The 18,661-nt window shown below is 67.7% G+C and carries 11 protein-coding genes; 6 read left to right on the top strand and 5 right to left on the bottom strand.

Annotation, left to right across the window (positions count from 1 at the left end; translation table 11 throughout):
* Window positions 1–12: 12 nt before the first annotated feature.
* On the bottom strand, window positions 13–840 hold the full coding sequence (locus tag ACFC25_RS19265; RefSeq protein ID WP_376048141.1) for a DNA/RNA non-specific endonuclease: 828 nt from the start codon (window positions 838–840) through the stop codon (window positions 13–15).
* 178 nt (window positions 841–1,018) lie between these two features.
* Here ACFC25_RS19265 and ACFC25_RS19260 point away from each other — a divergent pair, with 178 nt between their 5' ends.
* Window positions 1,019–1,759, top strand: a complete 741-nt coding sequence (locus tag ACFC25_RS19260) for a BTAD domain-containing putative transcriptional regulator (RefSeq protein ID WP_376048138.1) — start codon at window positions 1,019–1,021, stop codon at window positions 1,757–1,759.
* On the opposite strand, the gene ACFC25_RS19255 is transcribed toward ACFC25_RS19260, so the two are convergent.
* Both ACFC25_RS19255 and ACFC25_RS19250 read right to left on the bottom strand, forming a co-directional pair.
* On the bottom strand, window positions 1,756–2,028 hold the full coding sequence (locus tag ACFC25_RS19255; RefSeq protein WP_337347254.1) for a hypothetical protein: 273 nt from the start codon (window positions 2,026–2,028) through the stop codon (window positions 1,756–1,758). The genes ACFC25_RS19260 and ACFC25_RS19255 overlap by 4 nt on opposite strands.
* A gap of 188 nt (window positions 2,029–2,216) precedes the next feature.
* Window positions 2,217–3,245: a M12 family metallopeptidase gene (locus ACFC25_RS19250; RefSeq protein ID WP_337347255.1), complete on the bottom strand. Its 1,029-nt coding sequence runs from the start codon at window positions 3,243–3,245 to the stop codon at window positions 2,217–2,219.
* 217 nt (window positions 3,246–3,462) lie between these two features.
* Here ACFC25_RS19250 and ACFC25_RS19245 point away from each other — a divergent pair, with 217 nt between their 5' ends.
* The 3 genes from ACFC25_RS19245 to ACFC25_RS19235 are packed head-to-tail and all read left to right on the top strand — an operon-like array spanning window position 3,463 to window position 13,209.
* A complete protein-coding gene (locus ACFC25_RS19245) occupies window positions 3,463–5,043 on the top strand; it encodes a hypothetical protein (protein WP_337347256.1) in 1,581 nt (526 codons plus the stop codon).
* The gene (locus ACFC25_RS19240; protein WP_376048133.1) at window positions 5,043–8,300 is read left to right on the top strand and encodes a hypothetical protein; all 3,258 of its coding nucleotides are present in this window, start codon (window positions 5,043–5,045) and stop codon (window positions 8,298–8,300) included. Before ACFC25_RS19245 ends, ACFC25_RS19240 begins: the two co-directional genes overlap by 1 nt.
* Before the next feature lie 13 nt (window positions 8,301–8,313).
* Window positions 8,314–13,209 carry a hypothetical protein gene (locus ACFC25_RS19235; RefSeq protein ID WP_376048130.1) on the top strand — a complete coding sequence of 1,632 codons (4,896 nt, stop codon included), beginning with the start codon at window positions 8,314–8,316 and terminating at the stop codon, window positions 13,207–13,209.
* Window positions 13,210–13,279: 70 nt separating this feature from the next.
* On the opposite strand, the gene ACFC25_RS19230 is transcribed toward ACFC25_RS19235, so the two are convergent.
* Window positions 13,280–13,756 carry an NUDIX domain-containing protein gene (locus tag ACFC25_RS19230; RefSeq protein ID WP_337347259.1) on the bottom strand — a complete coding sequence of 159 codons (477 nt, stop codon included), beginning with the start codon at window positions 13,754–13,756 and terminating at the stop codon, window positions 13,280–13,282.
* Between the two features lie 147 nt (window positions 13,757–13,903).
* On the opposite strand from ACFC25_RS19230, the gene ACFC25_RS19225 reads away from it, so the two are divergent.
* Window positions 13,904–15,379 (top strand): APC family permease, encoded by a 1,476-nt coding sequence (locus ACFC25_RS19225; RefSeq protein ID WP_376048127.1) that lies wholly within the window; start codon window positions 13,904–13,906, stop codon window positions 15,377–15,379.
* A gap of 33 nt (window positions 15,380–15,412) precedes the next feature.
* On the opposite strand, the gene ACFC25_RS19220 is transcribed toward ACFC25_RS19225, so the two are convergent.
* On the bottom strand, window positions 15,413–15,697 hold the full coding sequence (locus tag ACFC25_RS19220) for a hypothetical protein (RefSeq protein ID WP_376048124.1): 285 nt from the start codon (window positions 15,695–15,697) through the stop codon (window positions 15,413–15,415).
* Window positions 15,698–15,797: 100 nt separating this feature from the next.
* On the opposite strand from ACFC25_RS19220, the gene hrpB reads away from it, so the two are divergent.
* Window positions 15,798–18,506 carry an ATP-dependent helicase HrpB gene (gene hrpB / locus ACFC25_RS19215; protein ID WP_376048121.1) on the top strand — a complete coding sequence of 903 codons (2,709 nt, stop codon included), beginning with the start codon at window positions 15,798–15,800 and terminating at the stop codon, window positions 18,504–18,506.
* The last annotated feature ends 155 nt before the right edge of the window (window positions 18,507–18,661 follow it).

The following is an 18,661-nucleotide window of genomic DNA, read 5'->3' as shown; positions in this document are numbered from 1 at the left end:
AGCCATCAACTGTCACCATTGGATGTCGGATGGGCCGTTAAGCGGCTCCCGGTCGCCCGCCGGGGGCAAAGGAGCAAAGGCGTCTGCGCCCCGCAGCGCGTCGGCAAACCGAAGCTGCGTCCGATCTTCCAGTTCGGCCGTGCTGACCTGGAACGCCCGGAATTCATCCAGGTCCAGTGCCTCAAAGGGGTTCAGGTTCTGCGTCAGCAAGAAGGCGTTGCTCTTGAACACGCCCTGCTCCACGTAGGCAAGGATCTTCCAGTACTCCCGCGGCAGCCGGACTCCCCGGTACTCGCGGTCATTGTCCTGGAAGACCGGCCCGCCGAACACACTGACTTTCAAATCCTGGACGTCGACGTCGGCGAAGACCGTCTCTTCCAGCCGTCCCCAAACGCCGTCCTTGCTGCTTTGGTTGAAATCGTCCATGTGGGGTGCGATGTTCGTGAAGAAAAAGGAGTCGTCGTTTGCGCTCTCCGCCTCGGGCAACTCGCCCCACACCAGGTCTGCGCGGCGGGCCAGGTGGCCCCGGTCCAGGCGGTTACCACTGTAGAGCTCATCACCGTTCTGGAACGCCGCGGGAATCCTGGGGTCCTTGATGAAGGAGCTGCCTTTCCGGCTGACCCGCTTGAGGCGGCCGCCGTCGATATTCCAGGCCACCCACCGGGCGAACCGGCGGGACTTGCTGAGCGCGAGCGAGAAGTGGGTGTAGGGAATGATCTCGGACCCCTCGAGCTGGACGGCATCGTCCTCCAGCGTTGCATCGAGCACAGGGGGTTCAATAGTTTCACCGAGGAAGCCGGCAGAGTATCCGCCGCCCTGGAAATCCTGGATTTGAGCCATGCTGCGGACACTAGCAGGGGGCCGTTATCACGGCGTTACGGCGCCGCACAGCGGATCTGGCGCTGCGGCTCCGGGCGCGACACGGACGGAATGTCATTGACATCCCGCGTCAAACTGCGGATCGTCATTGCTACATAAGTTCCAGCTCATCAGACCCAGACTGAAATGGGGGGAACGCATGGGCGACGACGGCTATGGCCATTTTCAGTTGCGCCTGCTTCAATCCTGGCAACTCCGCCGCGATACCGACGTCGTGCATGTCGCGGCACGGCAACAGCGGCTCATTACTGCCCTGGCGATTACCGGTCCCCGGCCCCGAAGCTACCTTGTGGGCCTCTTATGGCCGGACAAGGCTGAGGCGAGGGCGCTGGAGAGCCTGCGCGTCAGCGTGCATCTGGTATCGCGGCAGTTGCCGGGCCTGCTGGTCAACGACGGTGCCGTGCTCTCGCTGAACAGCCAGGTGGAGGTAGACCTGCACCGAGTCCGGGCAGGGATCCGGGCCCTGGCCCAGCCCGGGCTTAACGGAAACATGGCCGCCTGCCTGCCGCTGCTCCGGGACGCCGAACTCCTCCCGGGCTGGTACGAGGACTGGGTGCTGTTTGAACAGGGAAGGCTTAGCCAGGAGCGCCTCCACGCGTACAACATCATTGCCCGGGAATCCCTGGCCCATGGGGACTACGAAACTGCCTCGGAAGCGGCCGCAGCTGCGCTGGAGGTAGAGCCACTGTACGAGAGCGCTGTTGGCCTGCTGATCCAGGCCGAAAGCAGGCAGGGAAACGCCGTTGCTGCCCTGCGTGCCTTCGAGAAATACAGGGCCAGGTTGAAGGAGGAACTGGGCCTGACCCCTTCGGACACTATCTTCCGGCTCGTGAGTGAGGTCCGGGAAAGCCAGACGTCACGGCAGGGGGAAACCTACTAATTGACTGCTCCAGGCCTGGCGATCAGCCACCGGCGGACAACTGCCAGGACCTCTTCGGGATCTGCGGTAGTCACTATGGTCGGTCCGGCTTCAACAGGCGGAGTAGAGGTGACCCTGGCGCGGAAACCGTGCACGTGGTCCGGCTCCCACCAGGTACGGATGACCAGGGTGCCCTGGGCCTGGGTAGGGGCCTCGGGACGGGACTGGGACGGCGCGGCGGAATCTGTGCCGTCGTCGGCGATTCCTGACTGGCCGTCCCCGTGTGCCATGGCATTCCACCTTTATCCCAGCCGGTTGCCTCTGCTGGCTTGCACCCCCGGCTGCCTTGATGGTCCAGTACGAGAATCAGGAATCAGCGTGGTTATTCATAAGGTTTGCTCAAGATTGGGCCCCGGAGCCTGTCACTCGCTGCCTGGAGCCTGCTACCTGCTACCTGCTAACTGCGGCCCGGTGCCTGCTACCAGTACATCACCGCGGTCTGTCCCGATTCACCCGCCCAGTACAGCCGCACGCGCACCACGTAGTTGCGGCCTTGGAACAGCTTTGCGCTGACCCGGGAGTTCCGGTCCTCGCCGCTGTCGTCGTCGCCCGCCACGAAGCGGAACTCGCCATCGATTTCTTCGAAGAGGACCACTACGGTATCTGAGGTCCCGAACGTCGCGATTTCGTACTTCCGTGAGGCCTGCGGCTGGATGGAGAAATCCGCCTGGCCCCCCGGGGAGAGCGAGAGGGGAACCGATTGGAAGGGCTGGAGCACGGGAACCGTGGGCTCCAGGGCCGGAAAGAACTTACGCACCCACTCCTTGTCCGCGTTGGACAACCCGCCCGGGGGATTGAGGCCGGTTTTGAACCGCGCAGGCTCCTTGATCAGTCCTGCGGGGAACCAGTACTCCATGACCGAATCCGGATCCCAAGGGGACCCCTCCACTTCGGTGGTTTCGATCTTGCGCAGCACATTGTGCAGCGTTTGTTCCGGCGTCCAGTGGTTGGGTGCACCGGTGAAATAGGCGTACACCTTCGGTTCATCCCAGACGATGCCGGCAAACGGGTTCTGGTGCTCGTGCGGCATGCCCAAGGTGTGCCCGATCTCGTGCAGGGCCGTAGTCCGGCCGTAGTCATCGGTCAGGTCCCAGCCGAAGTTCATGGTGGGTTCATTACTACTGATGCTCAGCACATCCCGGCCAACGTAGGACCACGAGCCGTCCGCCTGGTCAAAGGCGATCCGGACCTCGGATTCGCTGCGGTCCGCCACCTCCGTGAACTCCAGACCGATGCCGAGGTCCTTCCATTCCTTGAAGGCTTTGCGCACCGCTTCCTTCTGCGGCGCAGGGCCCTCGAGGAACCAGTAGTGCAGCACAGTACCGTTGACCCATTTCAGCCGCAAAAGGCGTATGAGGCGGTCCCTGGCGGGGGAAAGGTCCGGCCGGAGCAGCGGCCTGGTTTGCGGCCTGACATCACAATGCGGCTGGGGTGCGGTCTTAGCCATGACTTGCTCCTTCAATACAGCGGCTCCTGATCCAGTAGAGCGGCGGGCCCGTTACTGCCGCGTTATCAGCAGGTGCCCTGCGCCGGCCGGGGTCCAACCATCCGAAGCGCAACTGCGGTAACACCGCAGTAACGCCTTGGATGCTCTACTGCCCGCACGAATGTGCCCTTGTCCCTTGCCGGAGCGGGGCGCCTATTTTCTGAAAGAGGGCTGCGAGATGGGTAATCCCGGCGACGACGGCAGGCTCCCGGTTATCTACGTCCGAGGATTCGCGGGCAACGGCTCAGCGATCAACAGTGCGGTGGATGATCCGTTCTATGGTTTCAGCCAGGGATCCGTCCACGTCCGTGCCGACAGCAGCGGCCGGGCAAAGTTCCACCAGTTTGAGTCTCCGATGCTTCGCCTGATTACCGACCACAAATACGAAGTTCCTGTCCACGGCGACCAGTGGGCCTACCTCCAGAGCGTCGACGCCGGTACCGTAACTCCAGCGTCCGTGTGGATCCACCGGTTCTATGACGACGCCGCTGCCACGTTTTCGGAGGACCCGGAGAACTTCTCCTTCGAACGGGCCGCGGCGGACCTGTTCGAGCTCATCAAGCTGGTCCTGGACAAGACCCGCGCGCCCAAGGTCTTCCTCGTGGCCCATTCCATGGGCGGCCTGATCTGCCGGTCACTCCTGCAGCGCGTGATCCCTGAACAGCTGGCAGGAGACGACGGCGAGATCGACCCTGCGGCCGGGGCTAAATACGTGGCCCGGGTGTTCACTTATGCCACGCCACACGGCGGGATCAGCTTCGCCGTCGGCTTTGGCCTCCTGGAGCGTATCCGCGACGCCACCGGCTTCCAGGGCGCCGACATCTTCGGGCCGGACCGGATGTATGACTACCTCACGGCCCCGGCGCTGCGGAACCGGCGCACACGGGAGGAATTCAGCGGGACAACGATGCCGGATGACGGGTTTCCGGTGGATGAGCTGTTTTGCCTGGTGGGATCCAACCCCGAGGACTATGACGTGGCCTTCGGCCTGTCCTCGAAGGCCGTGGGCGCCCGCAGCGACGGCCTGGTCCAAATCGAAAACGCAGCAGTCAGGGGCGCTCCCCTGGCCGTGGTCCATCGGAGCCACAGCGGCCGGTACGGCATCGTCAATTCGGAGGAGGGCTACCAGAACCTGCAGCGGTTCCTCTTCGGCGACCTGAAGGTCGAGGTCGAGCTTGTGGGCTTCACCGTGGGCCGCGACGCCCCAAGCGACATCGAGTTCCAGCTTGATGTGGGCCTGGCCATCCGCGGGCTTCCGGTCCTGGTGCACGAGCAGAGCGCCGCCCACTTCTGCCCCGTCCAGATCGAGCACTGGAAGGAAGGAAACCCGATTGACACTCCCGTCCCGTTGCTGACCACGTTCCTGTCCTCCCACGCCCCCCGCCCGCGGGTTGCCGGCAGGGAGGTGCCCAGGCTGCGGCACGCGCTCAAGCTGCGGCTGATGTCCATCAAGGAACGGCAAGGCAGGTTCTTCTTCGATGACCATATGGAGCAGACGGAGGACTGGATGGACGCTTTGTTAGTGGACATCGAACCACCGGGCCCAGGCGGCCTGCCGCGGGCCTGGGCTGCCTGGACGAGCACCGTCCCCACCGCCGTCAGGGACTGGAACCCAGAAGAGAAGGACTTCCTCGCCGACACCGTGGACACCCCCGAGTTTTGGCGCGGGCGCATCGACGTCCCGGAGTTCTCCAAGGAACTGCTCGGCGCCAACGCCGGCATCCGGCTGACCGTCACGCCGCGGAAAGTGTCCATCTGATGCCGCCACGGGATGAGGAGCCACCCGTTGATGTCCGCCTGCTGCGCCCCCACGACCTCATCGACCTGCGGCTCGAAGCCCCCGGCTGCGCGATAGAGCCCACCGACGGCGGCGCGGAACTGGTTGCCGGTCCGGACGCATCGCTGGTGGTCCACTTCCCGCCGCAGCACGTGGGAGAGGAAGTCTGGCAGGCGGGTGCGCCGCCGCCCCCTCCCGCGCAGCCCCCGCGACCGTCGATGCATCTGGCAGCAGGGCCAAGCCGCCTCGTCTATGAGGTTCCCGAAGGCATGCGCATCACGTTCACGCTCGAGAAAGTGTTGGAAGCCCTCCGGAGCCTCACCCTGCGGGTCTCACCGAACGCGACGCCCGCCGGCGAGGCCGGGTACCGCGGCATCCACAAGCCGGGCGACCTGGAGACGGCCATCGAGGCTCCTTACCGGCTGATTGTCTCGCCCAGCAGGCTGGGCGCCTTCCGGCACTCCACAACGCCACTGGGACCGCCCGGCCGGGCCGAGCTCTGGCGCACGCACCTCACGGTCCGCACTGACACAGGAACGGACGACGGCGACACGGACCAGCGCATCGTGCGCGCGCTCTGGACCCGCGACAGTGAGTTGCCGCCGCCGGGCTTCGACCAGCCACTCATTCCGTTCGACCGCACCGCCATCGTGGACCAGACCAGCGGCGGAGACCCCGCCAACGCCGACACGCCGCTGCTCGTCAGCAACCTCTCGCTCTCCAGCCTGGGCGCCTGGTTCGACTGGAAGCAATCGTGGGAGTTCCCGTCCAACATCGTCGACTACCGGCACCAGGCCTTTATGGGCCGTGACGGCTACGTCCGCGTCGCCTATCCCGGGATCCTCTTCCCGTTCGGTCACAGGTGCTTCCTGGTGAAAATCACCGAGCGCGAGGTCAAGCACCGTGACAAGCCGGTCGCTTACCTGTGGCAACGATGGTTCATCATCGTGCGCCAGCCAACACGCACCTATCCGCCGGCTGAGCGGGACAACCCCTTCGGCCAGGTCACGGTCAGCCCGCTGGTCACCCCGGACATCGACAAGCCGCCGGAGAACCAGCAGCCGTTTGTCCCCACGCGCAACGGAGTCCCGTTCCCGTTCACCCTGACCACCGTGGACCGCGGCGGCGGCACCCGCAGCTGGTCCGCACCGCTGGTGTTCGTCCAGGCCGGCAAGGACGGGCCACAGGCCTTCATCTTCCACGCCGAGGACGCGTCGCCGCGCTACTTCACGGTCCGGCAGATCCAGGGCCGCGGACAGGCGCTCGCGGTTGCCGCACCGGTGAAGGCCGGGGACACCTCGGTGGATGTCGTACACCTCGTCTTCGACGGGGAGATTGACCAAACAAACGTCACGTCGCGGCCGTTCCTGACCGAGGCCCGGGCCGTGGTGCCCTCTATGAGGCACCTGGCCCCGCAGGCGCCCGCCGTCGACCTTGTCTTCGCCAAGCCCTACCTTGCCGACGGCCTGCCCACACGTGGCCCGGACGACAAGCCAGTGCCCGGTACGCCCAACGCCGGTGAACTGGTCCTGGCCTTGAAAAGCCCGCCCGCCGCCGTCGACTTCACCAGCGGTTCCGACCGGGCAGGCGGTTTCATCGCCCCCAACCTGTCAGTCAAGGGGATCTCCCGGGCTCTCGGCGCGATCGGCGAAAGCGGCAACGCGCCATCGCCCTTCGACGCCGGCACGTTCGATCCGGCGTCGTTCCTGTCCGGGGCCATGCCCAAACTGTTCGGCCTGTTCAGCCTGGTGGACCTGCTCAAAGCAGCCGCCCTCGATGAGGCACCAGCGTTCGTGTCCGACGCCCTGGACGCTGTCGCCAGGCTCCTGACAGAGGCGCAACGGCTCCGGAACGCGCTGGACGACGCCGGCACGCGCCTTGCCAACGAGGTCACCGATGCAGCCCACGACGGCGCGCGGGCGGTCGCGCAGCACGCGAAAGACCGGCTCGACGCGCGGACCGCAGCCTTGGGAGCCCGCCTCGACGCAGTGATTACTGCCGTCCATGGACTGCCGGGGAGCCCTGACGCCGTCAGCGCCGCCGCCGTCGCCCTCGCTTTGGAGCTGCAGCCCCTGCTGGACGCTATCGGTGGCCCGGGCGTTCCCGCCGCCGTCCGGTCTGCGCTGGTAAAACCGGTCCAGGCGCTGAAGACCCTCACCGATCTAGCCAAGGATGCGGCCGGCCTGGCGCAACTGCTGCAGGGTGCGGCGGGCGGACAGGTCACCGCGCAGCTGCGCTGGCGTCCGGCAATCAAGCCGTGGGGCCTGCCGGGGGTTCCCAACATCTTCAAGCCCAAGGACGAGCACGCCCTGCATGTTGACGTCGAGGTGCGCGCGTCCGCCGCCGCGCCGCCCGCGGTGGACATCGTTGCCGAGATCGTCGACTTCGACCTGAACCTGATCGGCGACGGCTCCGCAGCCTTGATGAGGCTGATGTTCCGGCGGATCGGGTTCCACGCCGGATCCGCCGGCAAGCCCGAAGTGGACGTGGTGTTCGGCGGCATCGGCTTCCTGGGACCGCTGTCATTCGTGGACCGGCTGCGCGAACTCATCCCCTTTGACGGGTTCTCGGACCCGCCCTACGTGGACGTGGCCCCGACCGGTGTGACAGCCGGCTTCGACCTGACGCTGCCCAACGTGTCCGTCGGAGTGTTCAGCCTCGAGAACATCTCACTTGGCGCCGACGCACGCGTGCCGTTCCTCGGTGATGCGCTCACGGTGGGGTTCAACTTCTGCTCAAAGGACGCGCCCTTCCGGCTCACGGTGATGTGCATCGGCGGTGGTGGGTGGCTGGTACTGCGGGCATCCCCCAAGGGCCTGGTACTGCTGGAGCTAGGGCTCGAGGCGTGTGCGTGTCTGTCGGTGGACCTGGGAGTGGCGTCCGGCTCGGTGTCCATCGCCGTCGGCGTCTACCTCCGCCTCGAAGCCGACAAGGGCCTGCTCGCCGCCTACTTCCGCATCCGCGGTGAGGTGGACGTCCTAGGCCTGATCAGCGCATCGATCACCCTTGAGCTGTCGCTGATCTACCACTTCGAGACCGGCAAACTGATTGGCAGGGCTTCGCTGGTGGTTGAGGTGGAAGTGCTGTTCTTTTCCGCCTCCGTGGAGATTTCCGTGGAACGCAAACTCGCCGGCTCCAAGGGCGACCCCACGATGTACCAGGTGATGCCGCCCGATGCGGACGGCATGAACTCGGACTGGGCAGAGTACTGCGGTGCCTTCGCCCCGGTGCCGGCCTAAGACAGGAGAGACTATGCCCACCACCGTCCTGGCCACAGCACTGCCCTACTCGCTTGCCGACGACGCACCGTTCCACCTCACGGTGTTCATCACGCACAAGCTGACCGGCGGTGGAGCGCTGCTCTCCGGCTATCCCGCGGCGGTGGACTGGGTGGGCACACTGTCTGCTTGTACGCTGACGCTGGCCACCTCCCTGGACCCGGGCACCGCGTTGCCGCTGCGCGTCGTCTCTACTGCCGACGGCGCATCCTGGGCCGCCGTCCTGCCACCCGGTACGCCGGTGGCCCCGTTTCCCACCCCCGCCCTGTCCGGTAAGACCTGGCGGACCAATCCTGCCAGCCGGATGAGCGACCACGCCGTTGACCTGCACCTTGCCGCCATCACCGCCTCGCCGGCACTCAGGCCGGGGTTAGCAACCGACCCGGTGGCGGGTGGCCTGCTGGAGACGCTGGCCAACCTCGACGAACGCGGCGCCTTGCGGCGGCTCCTCCGGGACGCCCCGGCCCGGGCCCGCCGCGCGCTGCAGGTTCCGGCGCAGCGGCTGCGGGACACCCTGGCCACCCTTGGCCCCCTCACCGACCCCGAGGACGCGGACCCCGAGCGGGGACACGGCCGGGAACTCCCGCCACTGCCGCCATACCAGTCGGAGATCAAGGACAACCCTTCCCCTTTGCAGGTACTGCTGGACGACCCCGAGGCCGACCTGCGGGTCACGAAGCGCCTTGACCGGCTCGTCGGCCAGGACCTGTCGGCCAACCCGCAGTTGCAGCTGATGGTGGACGCCCACGCGATGCGGCGTTACTACGAGCGTCCCGAGCAGCCGCAGCAGGAGCCCCGGACAGAACCTGATCCGGACGCCCCGCCCACGCCGCGTCCGGGCCGGCCTGAGCATGACTTCCATGCCAAGGCCGCGTCCTTCGGGTCCACGCCGGCGTTGCTCCGCAGGCTCGGCCTTGCCATCGATGTGGTGCTCGACGGCGTTGATGCCGCTGGTGCAAGGGCAGCACTGGCAGGTGCCACCTGGGTGAGTGTCGCGATCTCGTCCCCGGACGCGGACGTTGAGGTGCTGCCGCCGCGGCGCACTTCGGTGGTAGTGGAGGGTCCTGTGTTCGCGGCCAGATCGGGCGAGGCGTGGGTAGGCGGAGCCCTGCCGTTGGGTGAGGACGATTGGGTGGTGCTCGACGCCGACCCGGATGCGTCGGGCCTCAAGCTCGACCAGCACGCCCGGAACCTCGCCCGCCAATACGCGAGCGAGGCCAACGGCGATCCTGCCACCTCCGCGCCCGGCACCCTGCGCGCCACAGGGTTCGCCCTCGCCCGCCGGAACAGGGCCGCCCAGGTGCGGGCACGAGTCCACCAGGCTGAGCAGTTGGCCGCCGACGACGGAAGCCGCGAGCTCTCGTTGGATGATCTGGTCCGCGGCATCAGGGTTGAGGTCTGGGACGACGTCACGAGGCAGTGGCACAGCCTGCACCGCCGCCGCGTCACAGTGACCGGGCAGCCGGGGAACGTGCCTGTCCTGGAAGATGCGGCCGACGTCGGATTCCTGCAGCTGTCGGCGCTTAACCGGGCCCCAGGCGACACCACCAACGGGTACTACCTGCACGAGGTAGTGGCTGGCTGGGACGGTTGGAGCCTGTCCGCCCCGCGGCCCGGGCTGACCATTGTGCACGTCGAGCCGCCGGGGCCCGACGGCGCCACGGAGGCCGTCGTCGAAACCCCGCCGGATGAGCCGATCGACGGTGCACACATCACCTCCAGGGTGGAACCGGGGTCACTGCCGAGGCTGCGGTATGGCATGTCCTACAGCTTCCGGGTACTCGCCGTGGACCTGGCCGGAAATTCCGTGCCGCAGGTGATGCCGCGGCACCGTTCGCCCCATGCTCCTGACGAAGCAGCAGTCGAGGCTGCCTGGACTCACCTCGACCGGCTGCGGACGTCCTACCGCGAGCGCGACCGCGCCGGAGTGGCGGCGGACCGCCGCGACGCCGTCGTCGAACATTTGCGGACCGCCGGGCGCAGGGTTGCTGACGTCGCGCTCCCTGGGGAGATGCTGTCCGGTGATCCAGGCATCGACGCGACGTTGGAGGCCCTGGTGGCCCAGGCGTCAGCTCCCGCGGCGGCGGCACCTGCCCAACGTGCGTTCGATGACGTGGTGGCGGCGTCGAGGGTCCTGGCGGAATCCCGCGAAACATTGCGGGTGCGGCCGCAGCTGCGCATCGATCCCGGCGACTTCGCCCGGTTAGCGCGAAACGATGACCTGCACCTGCCAGAGAACGCTCGGAGGCCCGGCCGGCCCACCGTCACCGCCCCGCGGCCCTACCTGCGGTGGGAACCGGTTCCGGCCCCGGCACTGGTTGCCCGGCAAGAGTTGGGAACAGGGGAGCAGCCAGCCCACCTGGTGGTTCGCAGCGGACTGCCGGCAGACGGTGCCCCGGGTGACGGTGTTCCGGACGAGGGTCCCGATTCGCGGTCCTCGGCCGAACGCCACATTGCCCCGCCGAAATCCACCCAGTTGGAGGCCGAGACCGCCGGATACTTCGACGCCGCGATCGGCACAGGCAACGCCACCGAGATCCGCAGGCTCTACGCCGTTGCCCTGGCCGAGCGCGGAACACTGCTGGACCAGTCCGTACCCAGCCACACCGACGCCAGGGCCACGGAGGAACAGAACGGCATCGCGCTCGTTGACCGGCCGGGCGCAGACACGGGTTCGAGCCACCGGGCCACTTTGGCGGACATCGCCGCCGACCGTGGCCGGCCCATCGGTGAGGGCCAGTATGTGGTGCACAACACCGACGCCCTGAGGCTGCCGTATCTTCCGGACCCGTTTGCCACCGGCGTTTCGCTGGTGTTCTACGAGGCGGGAGCGCCACATGGCCTGCGGGAGCCGCGGGCGCTGCAATCCGTGACCGTCCCCTACCCGGGCTCGTGGCCTGCGCTGCAGCCGCTGAGGCTCGTCCTGGAGCCCGGCGACAAGCTGGGTGCCCGTGTTTCCGGCCACGAAGTGTACGTGTCTGTCCCGCCGGGTGAGCAGGTGCGGGTGGCACTCTCCAGCACTTTGGAGCAGGCATCGCTGGACAAATTCGGCCTGTGGCGGTCGCACCTGGCCAGCGTCGCAGATCCGGAGGACGGCTACACTCCGGACGAGGTGGTGGCCGCGGCCGCGCTCATGCGTGCGGCGTCCTCGGGCTGGACGTGGTGGCTGACCCCTTCGACCGACCTGCGGCTCGTGCACGCCGTGCCGGCGCCGGTGCGGCCGCCCGGGCTCAGGGCGCTGGAGGTATTCCTGCGGCCGCCGGGCCGTGCGGTCGTGGCGCTCACCGGACTGGTGGACGTGCATGGCCCCAGCACCGACACGCTGCTCGTGCGCGCGCGTTGGACCGAGACCGTCGATGACCCCGCGGCCCCGGGGCCGCAGACGGTGTCCAAGTCCGACGTCGTGGTCCGCTCCGCCGTCGCGGAAACAGAACGGACGGGGGTGCTTTTCCTGTACGACTTCCTGCCCACAGGCCCGCTGGCGCAGGCGCTCGGGAACATCGGCTTCCACCGGGCACTGCAGAGCTTTGAAGACACCCACTACCGGCGGGTGACGTACGTGCCCTCCGGCGCCACACGGTACTCCGAGTACTTCCCGCACGTGCCGGATCCGGAGGACCCGGCCCTGGCCGGCGAGCCGGTGGAGCTCGATATTCCCTCGTCCGCGCGGCCGGCTGCGCCCCTGGTGCTCGATGCGGTGCCACTGCTGCGCTGGGAGGCGGTGCCTGAACCAGCGGACCCGTTCGCCTGGCGGCAGGTGCGGCGTTCCGGCGTACGCATCTGGCTGGCCCGCCCGTGGTTCTCGTCCGGTGACGGGGAACTGCTGGGAGTGCTCGTCTTCGACCCCGACGAATGGGTGCAGCAGCCGGACGGTTCGTGGGCCCGCCGGCCAAAGGCGAGGCAGGCCCCGGATGGCGCCACCAGCCTGTGGGCAGCGGACCCGATCATCCACCAGGGCGGCGGCGTTTCCCCAGCCACCGTGCCGCCCCTGCTCACCCTCGACCAGTTGGTGCTTGACCTCGTGGAAACGGGCGCTGCGGAAGGAGCAGGCATTCGCCCGCCGCTCGGGGGCAGGCCGCCGGGCGGGCGGGACCGTGGGTGGCCGGATGCGCCTGGAAACCCGGTAGCGGTCGCCGCGTCCCTGCCGTTACGGGATGTTCGGGGACGCCCAGCCGTGCGTGTCCTGGGCTACCGGCCGGAGTACGACGAGGCGTCGGGCCGCTGGTTCGTCGACGTCGCCCTCCAGGAGACCTCCGCCCTGTGGCCCTTCGTGCGGCTGGCGGTGGCCCGTTTCCAGCCGCATTCCATCGCGGGCTGTGAGCTCTCACCGGTGGCGCTGACCAGCTGGGTCCAGCCGCTGCCCGCCCGGACCCTGACGGTGAGCCGGCCGGACCTCCAGCACGTCCAGGTGACGTTGACGGGCGTGGTCAGCTGGCTGCGCTGGGATCCCCACGGTGCGCCGGGCCTGCCGGGCGAGCAGCTCACCGCCGACAGCCCCACCGGTGACGCCGCCACACGGGCTTCCCGCCTGCAGCAGTCCAGGACGGTGCGCGCCTCGGTGCAGAGCCGGTCCGCGGGTGCGGGAGACCTGGAATGGCAGACGGTATCCAGTTGGCTGCTGCTTGCCGTCAGCGTCGAGGAATCCGGGGGATTCCGGGCCACTTGGTCCGGGGCCACCAGCCTGCCGCCGAACGCCGGGACGCCGGCCGGGGACGCGGCCGGCGTCCCGGGACTGCGCCAGCCGGGAAACCCCGACTCACTGTGGCGCGTGTTGGTTGAGGAGCATGAACTGCTCGACGCCGACCCGGCGCCGGGCGAGCGCAGCGCCCGCGTTCCGCGCCTCGTCTACGCTGACAGCGTGCCGCTGTAGGAGGGCTCCCTTTTGCGAGGTGGCACTTAGAGGTGGCACTTAAAGGCAGTGTTCGACGCCGGGACTGCCCTTAAGTGCCGCCTTGTTTGAGTTGTTCGACCAGTGCGTCGAGGATGGGCAGTTGGCCCCGCACCAGCCTGGTCCGGGCTTCGGCCTCGGTGGCCCACTCTGCACGGTCGATCTCGGGGAAGTCCGTGATGACGCCCGAGCCCTTCGGCCATTCCAGCGGAAAGGTGTTGCTGACGATCCGCTCCGGCGTGAAATCCGACTCCGCCGCGAAGACTGTGATGACCTTCCCCGAGGGCTGGCGGAACGAACCCAGCAGCCGGTAGTCGCCGGCGGGTGCGGGCACGCCCATTTCTTCAGTGAACTCCCGTTGCGCAGCCGCCCATGGGTCCTCGTCCTCGGCGTACTCGCCTTTGGGGACGGACCAGGCCCCGGCGTCCTTGCGCGCCCAGAACGGTCCACCCATGTGGGCGATCCAAAACTGGAGGCCCGACGCCGGATCCCCTCGGTACAGCAGGATGCCTGCGCTCCGGACTGTCATGTTCGCTCCATCGGGCTAGGCTATACCGCCGCGCCTCTGGGGTGTTGCCAAAGTGACCTGAGAGGTTCAAAGTGAAGTAGGTCACAAAAGACCGGGAATCCTGCTGCGGTTCCACCGGGAGCCGTCTACCCGTTGTGGAGGTCAGCCATGAGCCAGACGTCTGAAGAAGTGTACGACGTGACGCCCGAGGGGGACGGACCCAAACTCAAGCGGGTCCTCGGCCCCAAGCTCCTGCTCCTCTTTATCGTCGGCGACATCCTTGGTGCCGGCGTCTACGCCGTGACTGGCACCATGGCCGGCACCGTGGGCGGCATCGTGTGGTTGCCGTTCCTGCTGGCCTTCGTCGTCGCGACGCTGACGGCGTTCTCGTACCTGGAGCTGGTTACGCAGTACCCTCAGGCCGCCGGTGCGGCGCTGTACACGCACAAGGCCTTCGGAATCCACTTCGTCACGTTCCTGGTGGCATTCGCCGTGGTCTGCTCCGGCATCACCAGCGCTTCCACCTCAGCGAACGTCCTCGCCCAGAACTTCTTCGGCGGCCTGGAAGTCAACGGCTGGATGGAAGTGCCTGGACGGGAGGTCATCACCCTGGTGGCGATGGCCTTTATGCTGCTGCTGGCGGTCATCAACCTCCGCGGCGTGGGCGAGAGCGTGAAGTTCAACGTGGTGCTGACCCTCGTGGAGATGATCGCGCTCTGCATCGTGATCGGTGTCGGCTTCTTCGTCATGGCCCAGGGGACGGGGAACGCTGGAGAAATATTCGTCTTCAACGACTACCAGGACAAAGGGTTGTTCCTGGCAGTCACGGCGGCGACATCCATCGCGTTCTTCGCGATGGTTGGTTTCGAGGACTCCGTGAACATGGTGGAGGAGACCCATCATCCGGAGAAGATCTTCCCCCGGACCATGCTCACCGGTCTTGGCGTGGCGGTAATCCTCTACATGCTGGTTGCCATATCCGTGGTCAGCGTGCTCTCGCCCACGGAGCTGGAGAACATCAGGGAAGCCGAGGGGGCGGCCCTCCTTGAGGTGGTGCATAAGGGTTCGCCGGACTTCCCGATCGACAGGATCTTCCCGTTCCTTGCCGTCTTCGCCGTCGCCAACACAGCCTTGATAAATATGCTGATGGCCAGCCGCCTGATCTACGGCATGGCCCGCCAGCACGTCTTGCCCCGGCCGCTCGGGAAGGTGCTCCCGGTACGCCGCACACCGTGGGCCGGCATCCTGTTCTCCACCGTCCTGGCGCTCGGCCTTATCTGGTACGTCACATCCGACCCTCAGAGCAACATCGTGGCAAACCTCTCCGGGACCACCGCGTTCCTGCTGCTATGCGTCTTCACCGTGGTCAACGTGGCCTGCCTGGTCCTGCGCCGCAAGCGGGATCCCAACCGCAAGGTGTTCTTCACCTCGCCGGGGCAGCTGCCGCTGGTCGCCGCGCTGCTGTGCGCCTTCCTGGCCGGCCCGTGGGTGGGCCGGAACGTCATCCAGTACCAGATCGCCGGCGGCCTGATGGCCATCGGTGTGGTGCTCTGGGTCCTCACGTGGCTGATCAACAGAAGGACCAACGCCGGCCCCGGAGGTCCGGGCAGCCTGCACGATATAGGCAAGGAAGACAAGGGCTGACCCTGCTCCCTCCTTCCTAGGCCATGGGGTGGGCTACTGCTTCTGCCGCCCGTCCTCCGTCTTCCCCATGCCAGGATGGATGGCCACGAATTCGATGCCTTCCTGGACCTTCTTCTTCGGACCCCTGGAAAATCCCTTGGCGTCGAGCTGGTTCTGTGCTCGGTATTCGGCCTTGGCTTCGTCGTAGATACGGTTCAGCCGGAGGCCGCTGAATACTTCCTGGGTGCCGTCGGCAAACGTGACAGTCACCTCCGCACTGCCGGGAAAATGGCGCTTCATCCGGATGAAGCCTTCTGCGTCCTGCTGGAGATTGATCATGCTTGGTCCCGCTTTCGTGTGTGGCAGCCTCCAGTCTCTCCTACGCAGGCTCCTGACGGGATAGACAGCCGGGCACCTGTCGTGCGGGGAGAATGGACGGGTGACTTCTCCGAACTCTGCCGCGACGTTTGACCTGGCTGCCATTGGGGCCGGCCTGGCCTTTGCCGATTCCCTCGGCGACCTCACTGCGGCGCTCAGGCGGGACGCAGAGGCCGGGACTGCGGTGGTGCAGGCGCCGCCGGGAACGGGCAAGACCACGCTGGTTCCGCCTCTGCTCGCCAACCTGCTGGCCGGTACCCCTGACGGGCAGCGGCGGGTGGTGGTCACGCAGCCACGGCGCGTGGCTGCCCGCGCAGCAGCCCGGCGCCTGGCCGCACTGGACGGCAGCCGCCTCGGCGACCGGGTGGGCTACACCGTCCGCGGCGAGCGCCAAACGGGCTCCGGCACCGTCATCGAGTTCGTCACTCCGGGGATTCTGCTCCGCCGGCTGCTTGATGACCCGGGACTGGAGACGGCGGGCGCGGTGATCCTGGACGAGGTCCACGAACGCGGGCTGGAGACGGACCTGTTGCTGGGCATGCTCACTGAAGTGCGCCAGCTCCGCGGGGACCTCACCCTGGTGGCCATGTCCGCCACACTGGACGCGCCACGGTTTGCGGCCCTGATTGGTGCCTCCACCGCAGGAACAGAAGATCACGACGGCGGCGGGCCGGCTCCCGTGATCGACTGCCCATCGGCCCTGTACCCCCTGGCCGTTGAATGGATGCCCGCCGGGGCTGCCAGGCTGGACAGCCGCGGCGTGACCCGCGGCTTCCTGGACCACGTTGCGGACACCGCCGCAGGGGCGCACGCCAGGGCCACTCCCGATACGGACACGCTGGTGTTTGTCCCCGGCGCCCGGGAAGTGTCCCACGTTGCAGGACGCCTGCGGGCCAGGACCGGCCCAGGAACGGAAATCCTGGAGCTGCATGGTCAGGTCAGCCCGGCCGAGCAGGACCGTGCCGTGTCCGGTCGCACCGACGAAGCGCTGTCCCGGATCATCGTCTGCACAGACCTCGCCGAATCCTCACTGACCGTCCCGGGCGTCCGCGTCGTCGTTGACTCGGGCCTGACCCGCGAGCCGCGGCGAGACGCAAGCCGGGGCATGTCCGGTCTGGTGACTGTCTCGTGCTCCCGTGCCTCTGCGGAGCAGCGCGCCGGCCGGGCCGCCCGGCAAGGTCCGGGCCTGGTGGTCCGCTGCTACGACCAGAAGGCCTTCGGCGCGGCACCTGCCCATGTCACGCCGGAGATCGCCGTCGCCGACCTCACCGCCGCTGCCCTGGTCCTGGCCTGCTGGGGTTCGCCCGCCGGAGCGGGACTGGCGCTTCCGGATGCGCCCCCGCCGGCAGCGATGCAGGAGGCCGTTGAGGTGCTCCGGGAACTCGGCGCGGTGGCGCAGGACGGCCACGCCACAGCGCTGGGCAGGACCCTGGCGAGGATCCCCGCCGATCCGAGGCTGGCCCGCGCGCTCCTGGACGGCGCCGCCTCCGTTGGCGTACGGACAGCCGCCGAGGCGGTGGCCCTGGTAGCGGGGGACCAACGCGCCCCGGGTGCCGACCTTACGCGGCTCATCGCGGCCCTCCGCACGGGCAAGGAGCCTGGATCCCGGCGTTGGGAGGAGGACGTGAGGCGGATGGAAACCATCGCTCGGAAGGAGGGCGCCGGCGTCGTGCCCCCAGTCCTGAGCGCTGCCCCGAACTCGACGTCTGCCAAGGCGGAAGCGGTGGGTGCCGTCGTCGCCCTCGCATTTCCAGACCGGGTGGCGCGGCGCGTTCCAGGCCAGGGGCCGGAGCGCTACCTGCTGTCGTCAGGCACCCGGGCCGGGTTACCGGCGGGAAGTTCCCTGGCCGGGCATGAGTGGCTGGCCGTTGCGGAGGTGTCGCGCGCAGAGGGCCGGGACGCTGCCGGCACGGGTGCCGTGATCCGTTCCGCTGCACCGATCACGGCGGACACCGCGGAAGCGGCGGCCCGCCACCTCCTCACCGACACTATCGAAGCGAACTTCAGCAGGGCCCGCGTCACAGCACGGCGGGAGCGCCGGCTCGGAGCGATCGTGCTGTCCTCCACTCCGGTCCGCCCCTCCCCGGACGAAGGGCGCGCTGCGGTGGCACGCGCCCTGGCCAAAGACGGGCTGGAAACGATCGGATGGTCGACGGCGGCGGACACCTTGCGCCGTCGGCTCGCCCTGCTCCGCCGCGAACTGGGCGAGCCCTGGCCCGACGTCTCCGAATCCGCACTGCTCGCGCGCCTGGACGACTGGCTGGGGCCGGAGCTTGAGAAATTGGCCGGGGGAGCGGCCACCGGCAGCATCGACCTCACCGACCCTCTGCGGCGGCTCCTGCCCTGGCCCGAAGCTGCGAAGCTGCCGGAGCTCGCGCCGGAAACCCTGGAAGTTCCCAGTGGATCGCGGGTGCGCATCGACTACCCGGACGTTCCGGACCGCGCAACGGCGGCTGGTGCCGCGGCGGCTCCTGGACGGCCTGAACCTGCGGAACCTGGCGCCGGCGGCAGGCCGGTAGTGGCGGTCAAGCTCCAGGAATGCTTCGGCTGGGCGGAGACGCCGAGGCTGGTGGGAGGACGCGTGCCCGTCCTGTTTCACCTCCTGTCACCGGCCCGGCGTCCGCTGGCCGTAACGGACGATCTGGCGTCCTTCTGGTCCGGGCCGTACGCGCAGGTGAGGGCCGAGATGAGGGGCCGCTATCCGAAGCACCCGTGGCCCGAGGATCCATGGACGGCGCAGCCAACCGCACGGACCAAATCCCGGATGTGACGATATCAGCGGGCGGATTCATCGTCCCCGGAAGACAGGGTGAGAGGAACGATACATACCGGAAACGTGGCGTCGACGTGCTGAAACATCACGCCGTTAGGCTCGTCGGTACGTGGACAGCGTGGTCCACACCACGACATGAAAGGACACAACAA

It is taken from the genome of Pseudarthrobacter sp. NPDC055928 (assembly GCF_042270935.1).
GTDB lineage: Bacteria > Actinomycetota > Actinomycetes > Actinomycetales > Micrococcaceae > Arthrobacter.
The sequence above is the reverse complement of the archived record's forward strand: the minus strand, read 5'-3'. Positions and strand labels throughout refer to the sequence as shown.

Coding starts and splice junctions, on each gene's coding strand:
- ACFC25_RS19265 (WP_376048141.1), bottom strand. CDS start 840: ATGGCTCAAATCCAGGATTTCCAGGGCGGCGGATACTCTGCCGGCTTC.
- ACFC25_RS19260 (WP_376048138.1), top strand. CDS start 1,019: ATGGGCGACGACGGCTATGGCCATTTTCAGTTGCGCCTGCTTCAATCC.
- ACFC25_RS19255 (WP_337347254.1), bottom strand. CDS start 2,028: ATGGCACACGGGGACGGCCAGTCAGGAATCGCCGACGACGGCACAGAT.
- ACFC25_RS19250 (WP_337347255.1), bottom strand. CDS start 3,245: ATGGCTAAGACCGCACCCCAGCCGCATTGTGATGTCAGGCCGCAAACC.
- ACFC25_RS19245 (WP_337347256.1), top strand. CDS start 3,463: ATGGGTAATCCCGGCGACGACGGCAGGCTCCCGGTTATCTACGTCCGA.
- ACFC25_RS19240 (WP_376048133.1), top strand. CDS start 5,043: ATGCCGCCACGGGATGAGGAGCCACCCGTTGATGTCCGCCTGCTGCGC.
- ACFC25_RS19235 (WP_376048130.1), top strand. CDS start 8,314: ATGCCCACCACCGTCCTGGCCACAGCACTGCCCTACTCGCTTGCCGAC.
- ACFC25_RS19230 (WP_337347259.1), bottom strand. CDS start 13,756: ATGACAGTCCGGAGCGCAGGCATCCTGCTGTACCGAGGGGATCCGGCG.
- ACFC25_RS19225 (WP_376048127.1), top strand. CDS start 13,904: ATGAGCCAGACGTCTGAAGAAGTGTACGACGTGACGCCCGAGGGGGAC.
- ACFC25_RS19220 (WP_376048124.1), bottom strand. CDS start 15,697: ATGATCAATCTCCAGCAGGACGCAGAAGGCTTCATCCGGATGAAGCGC.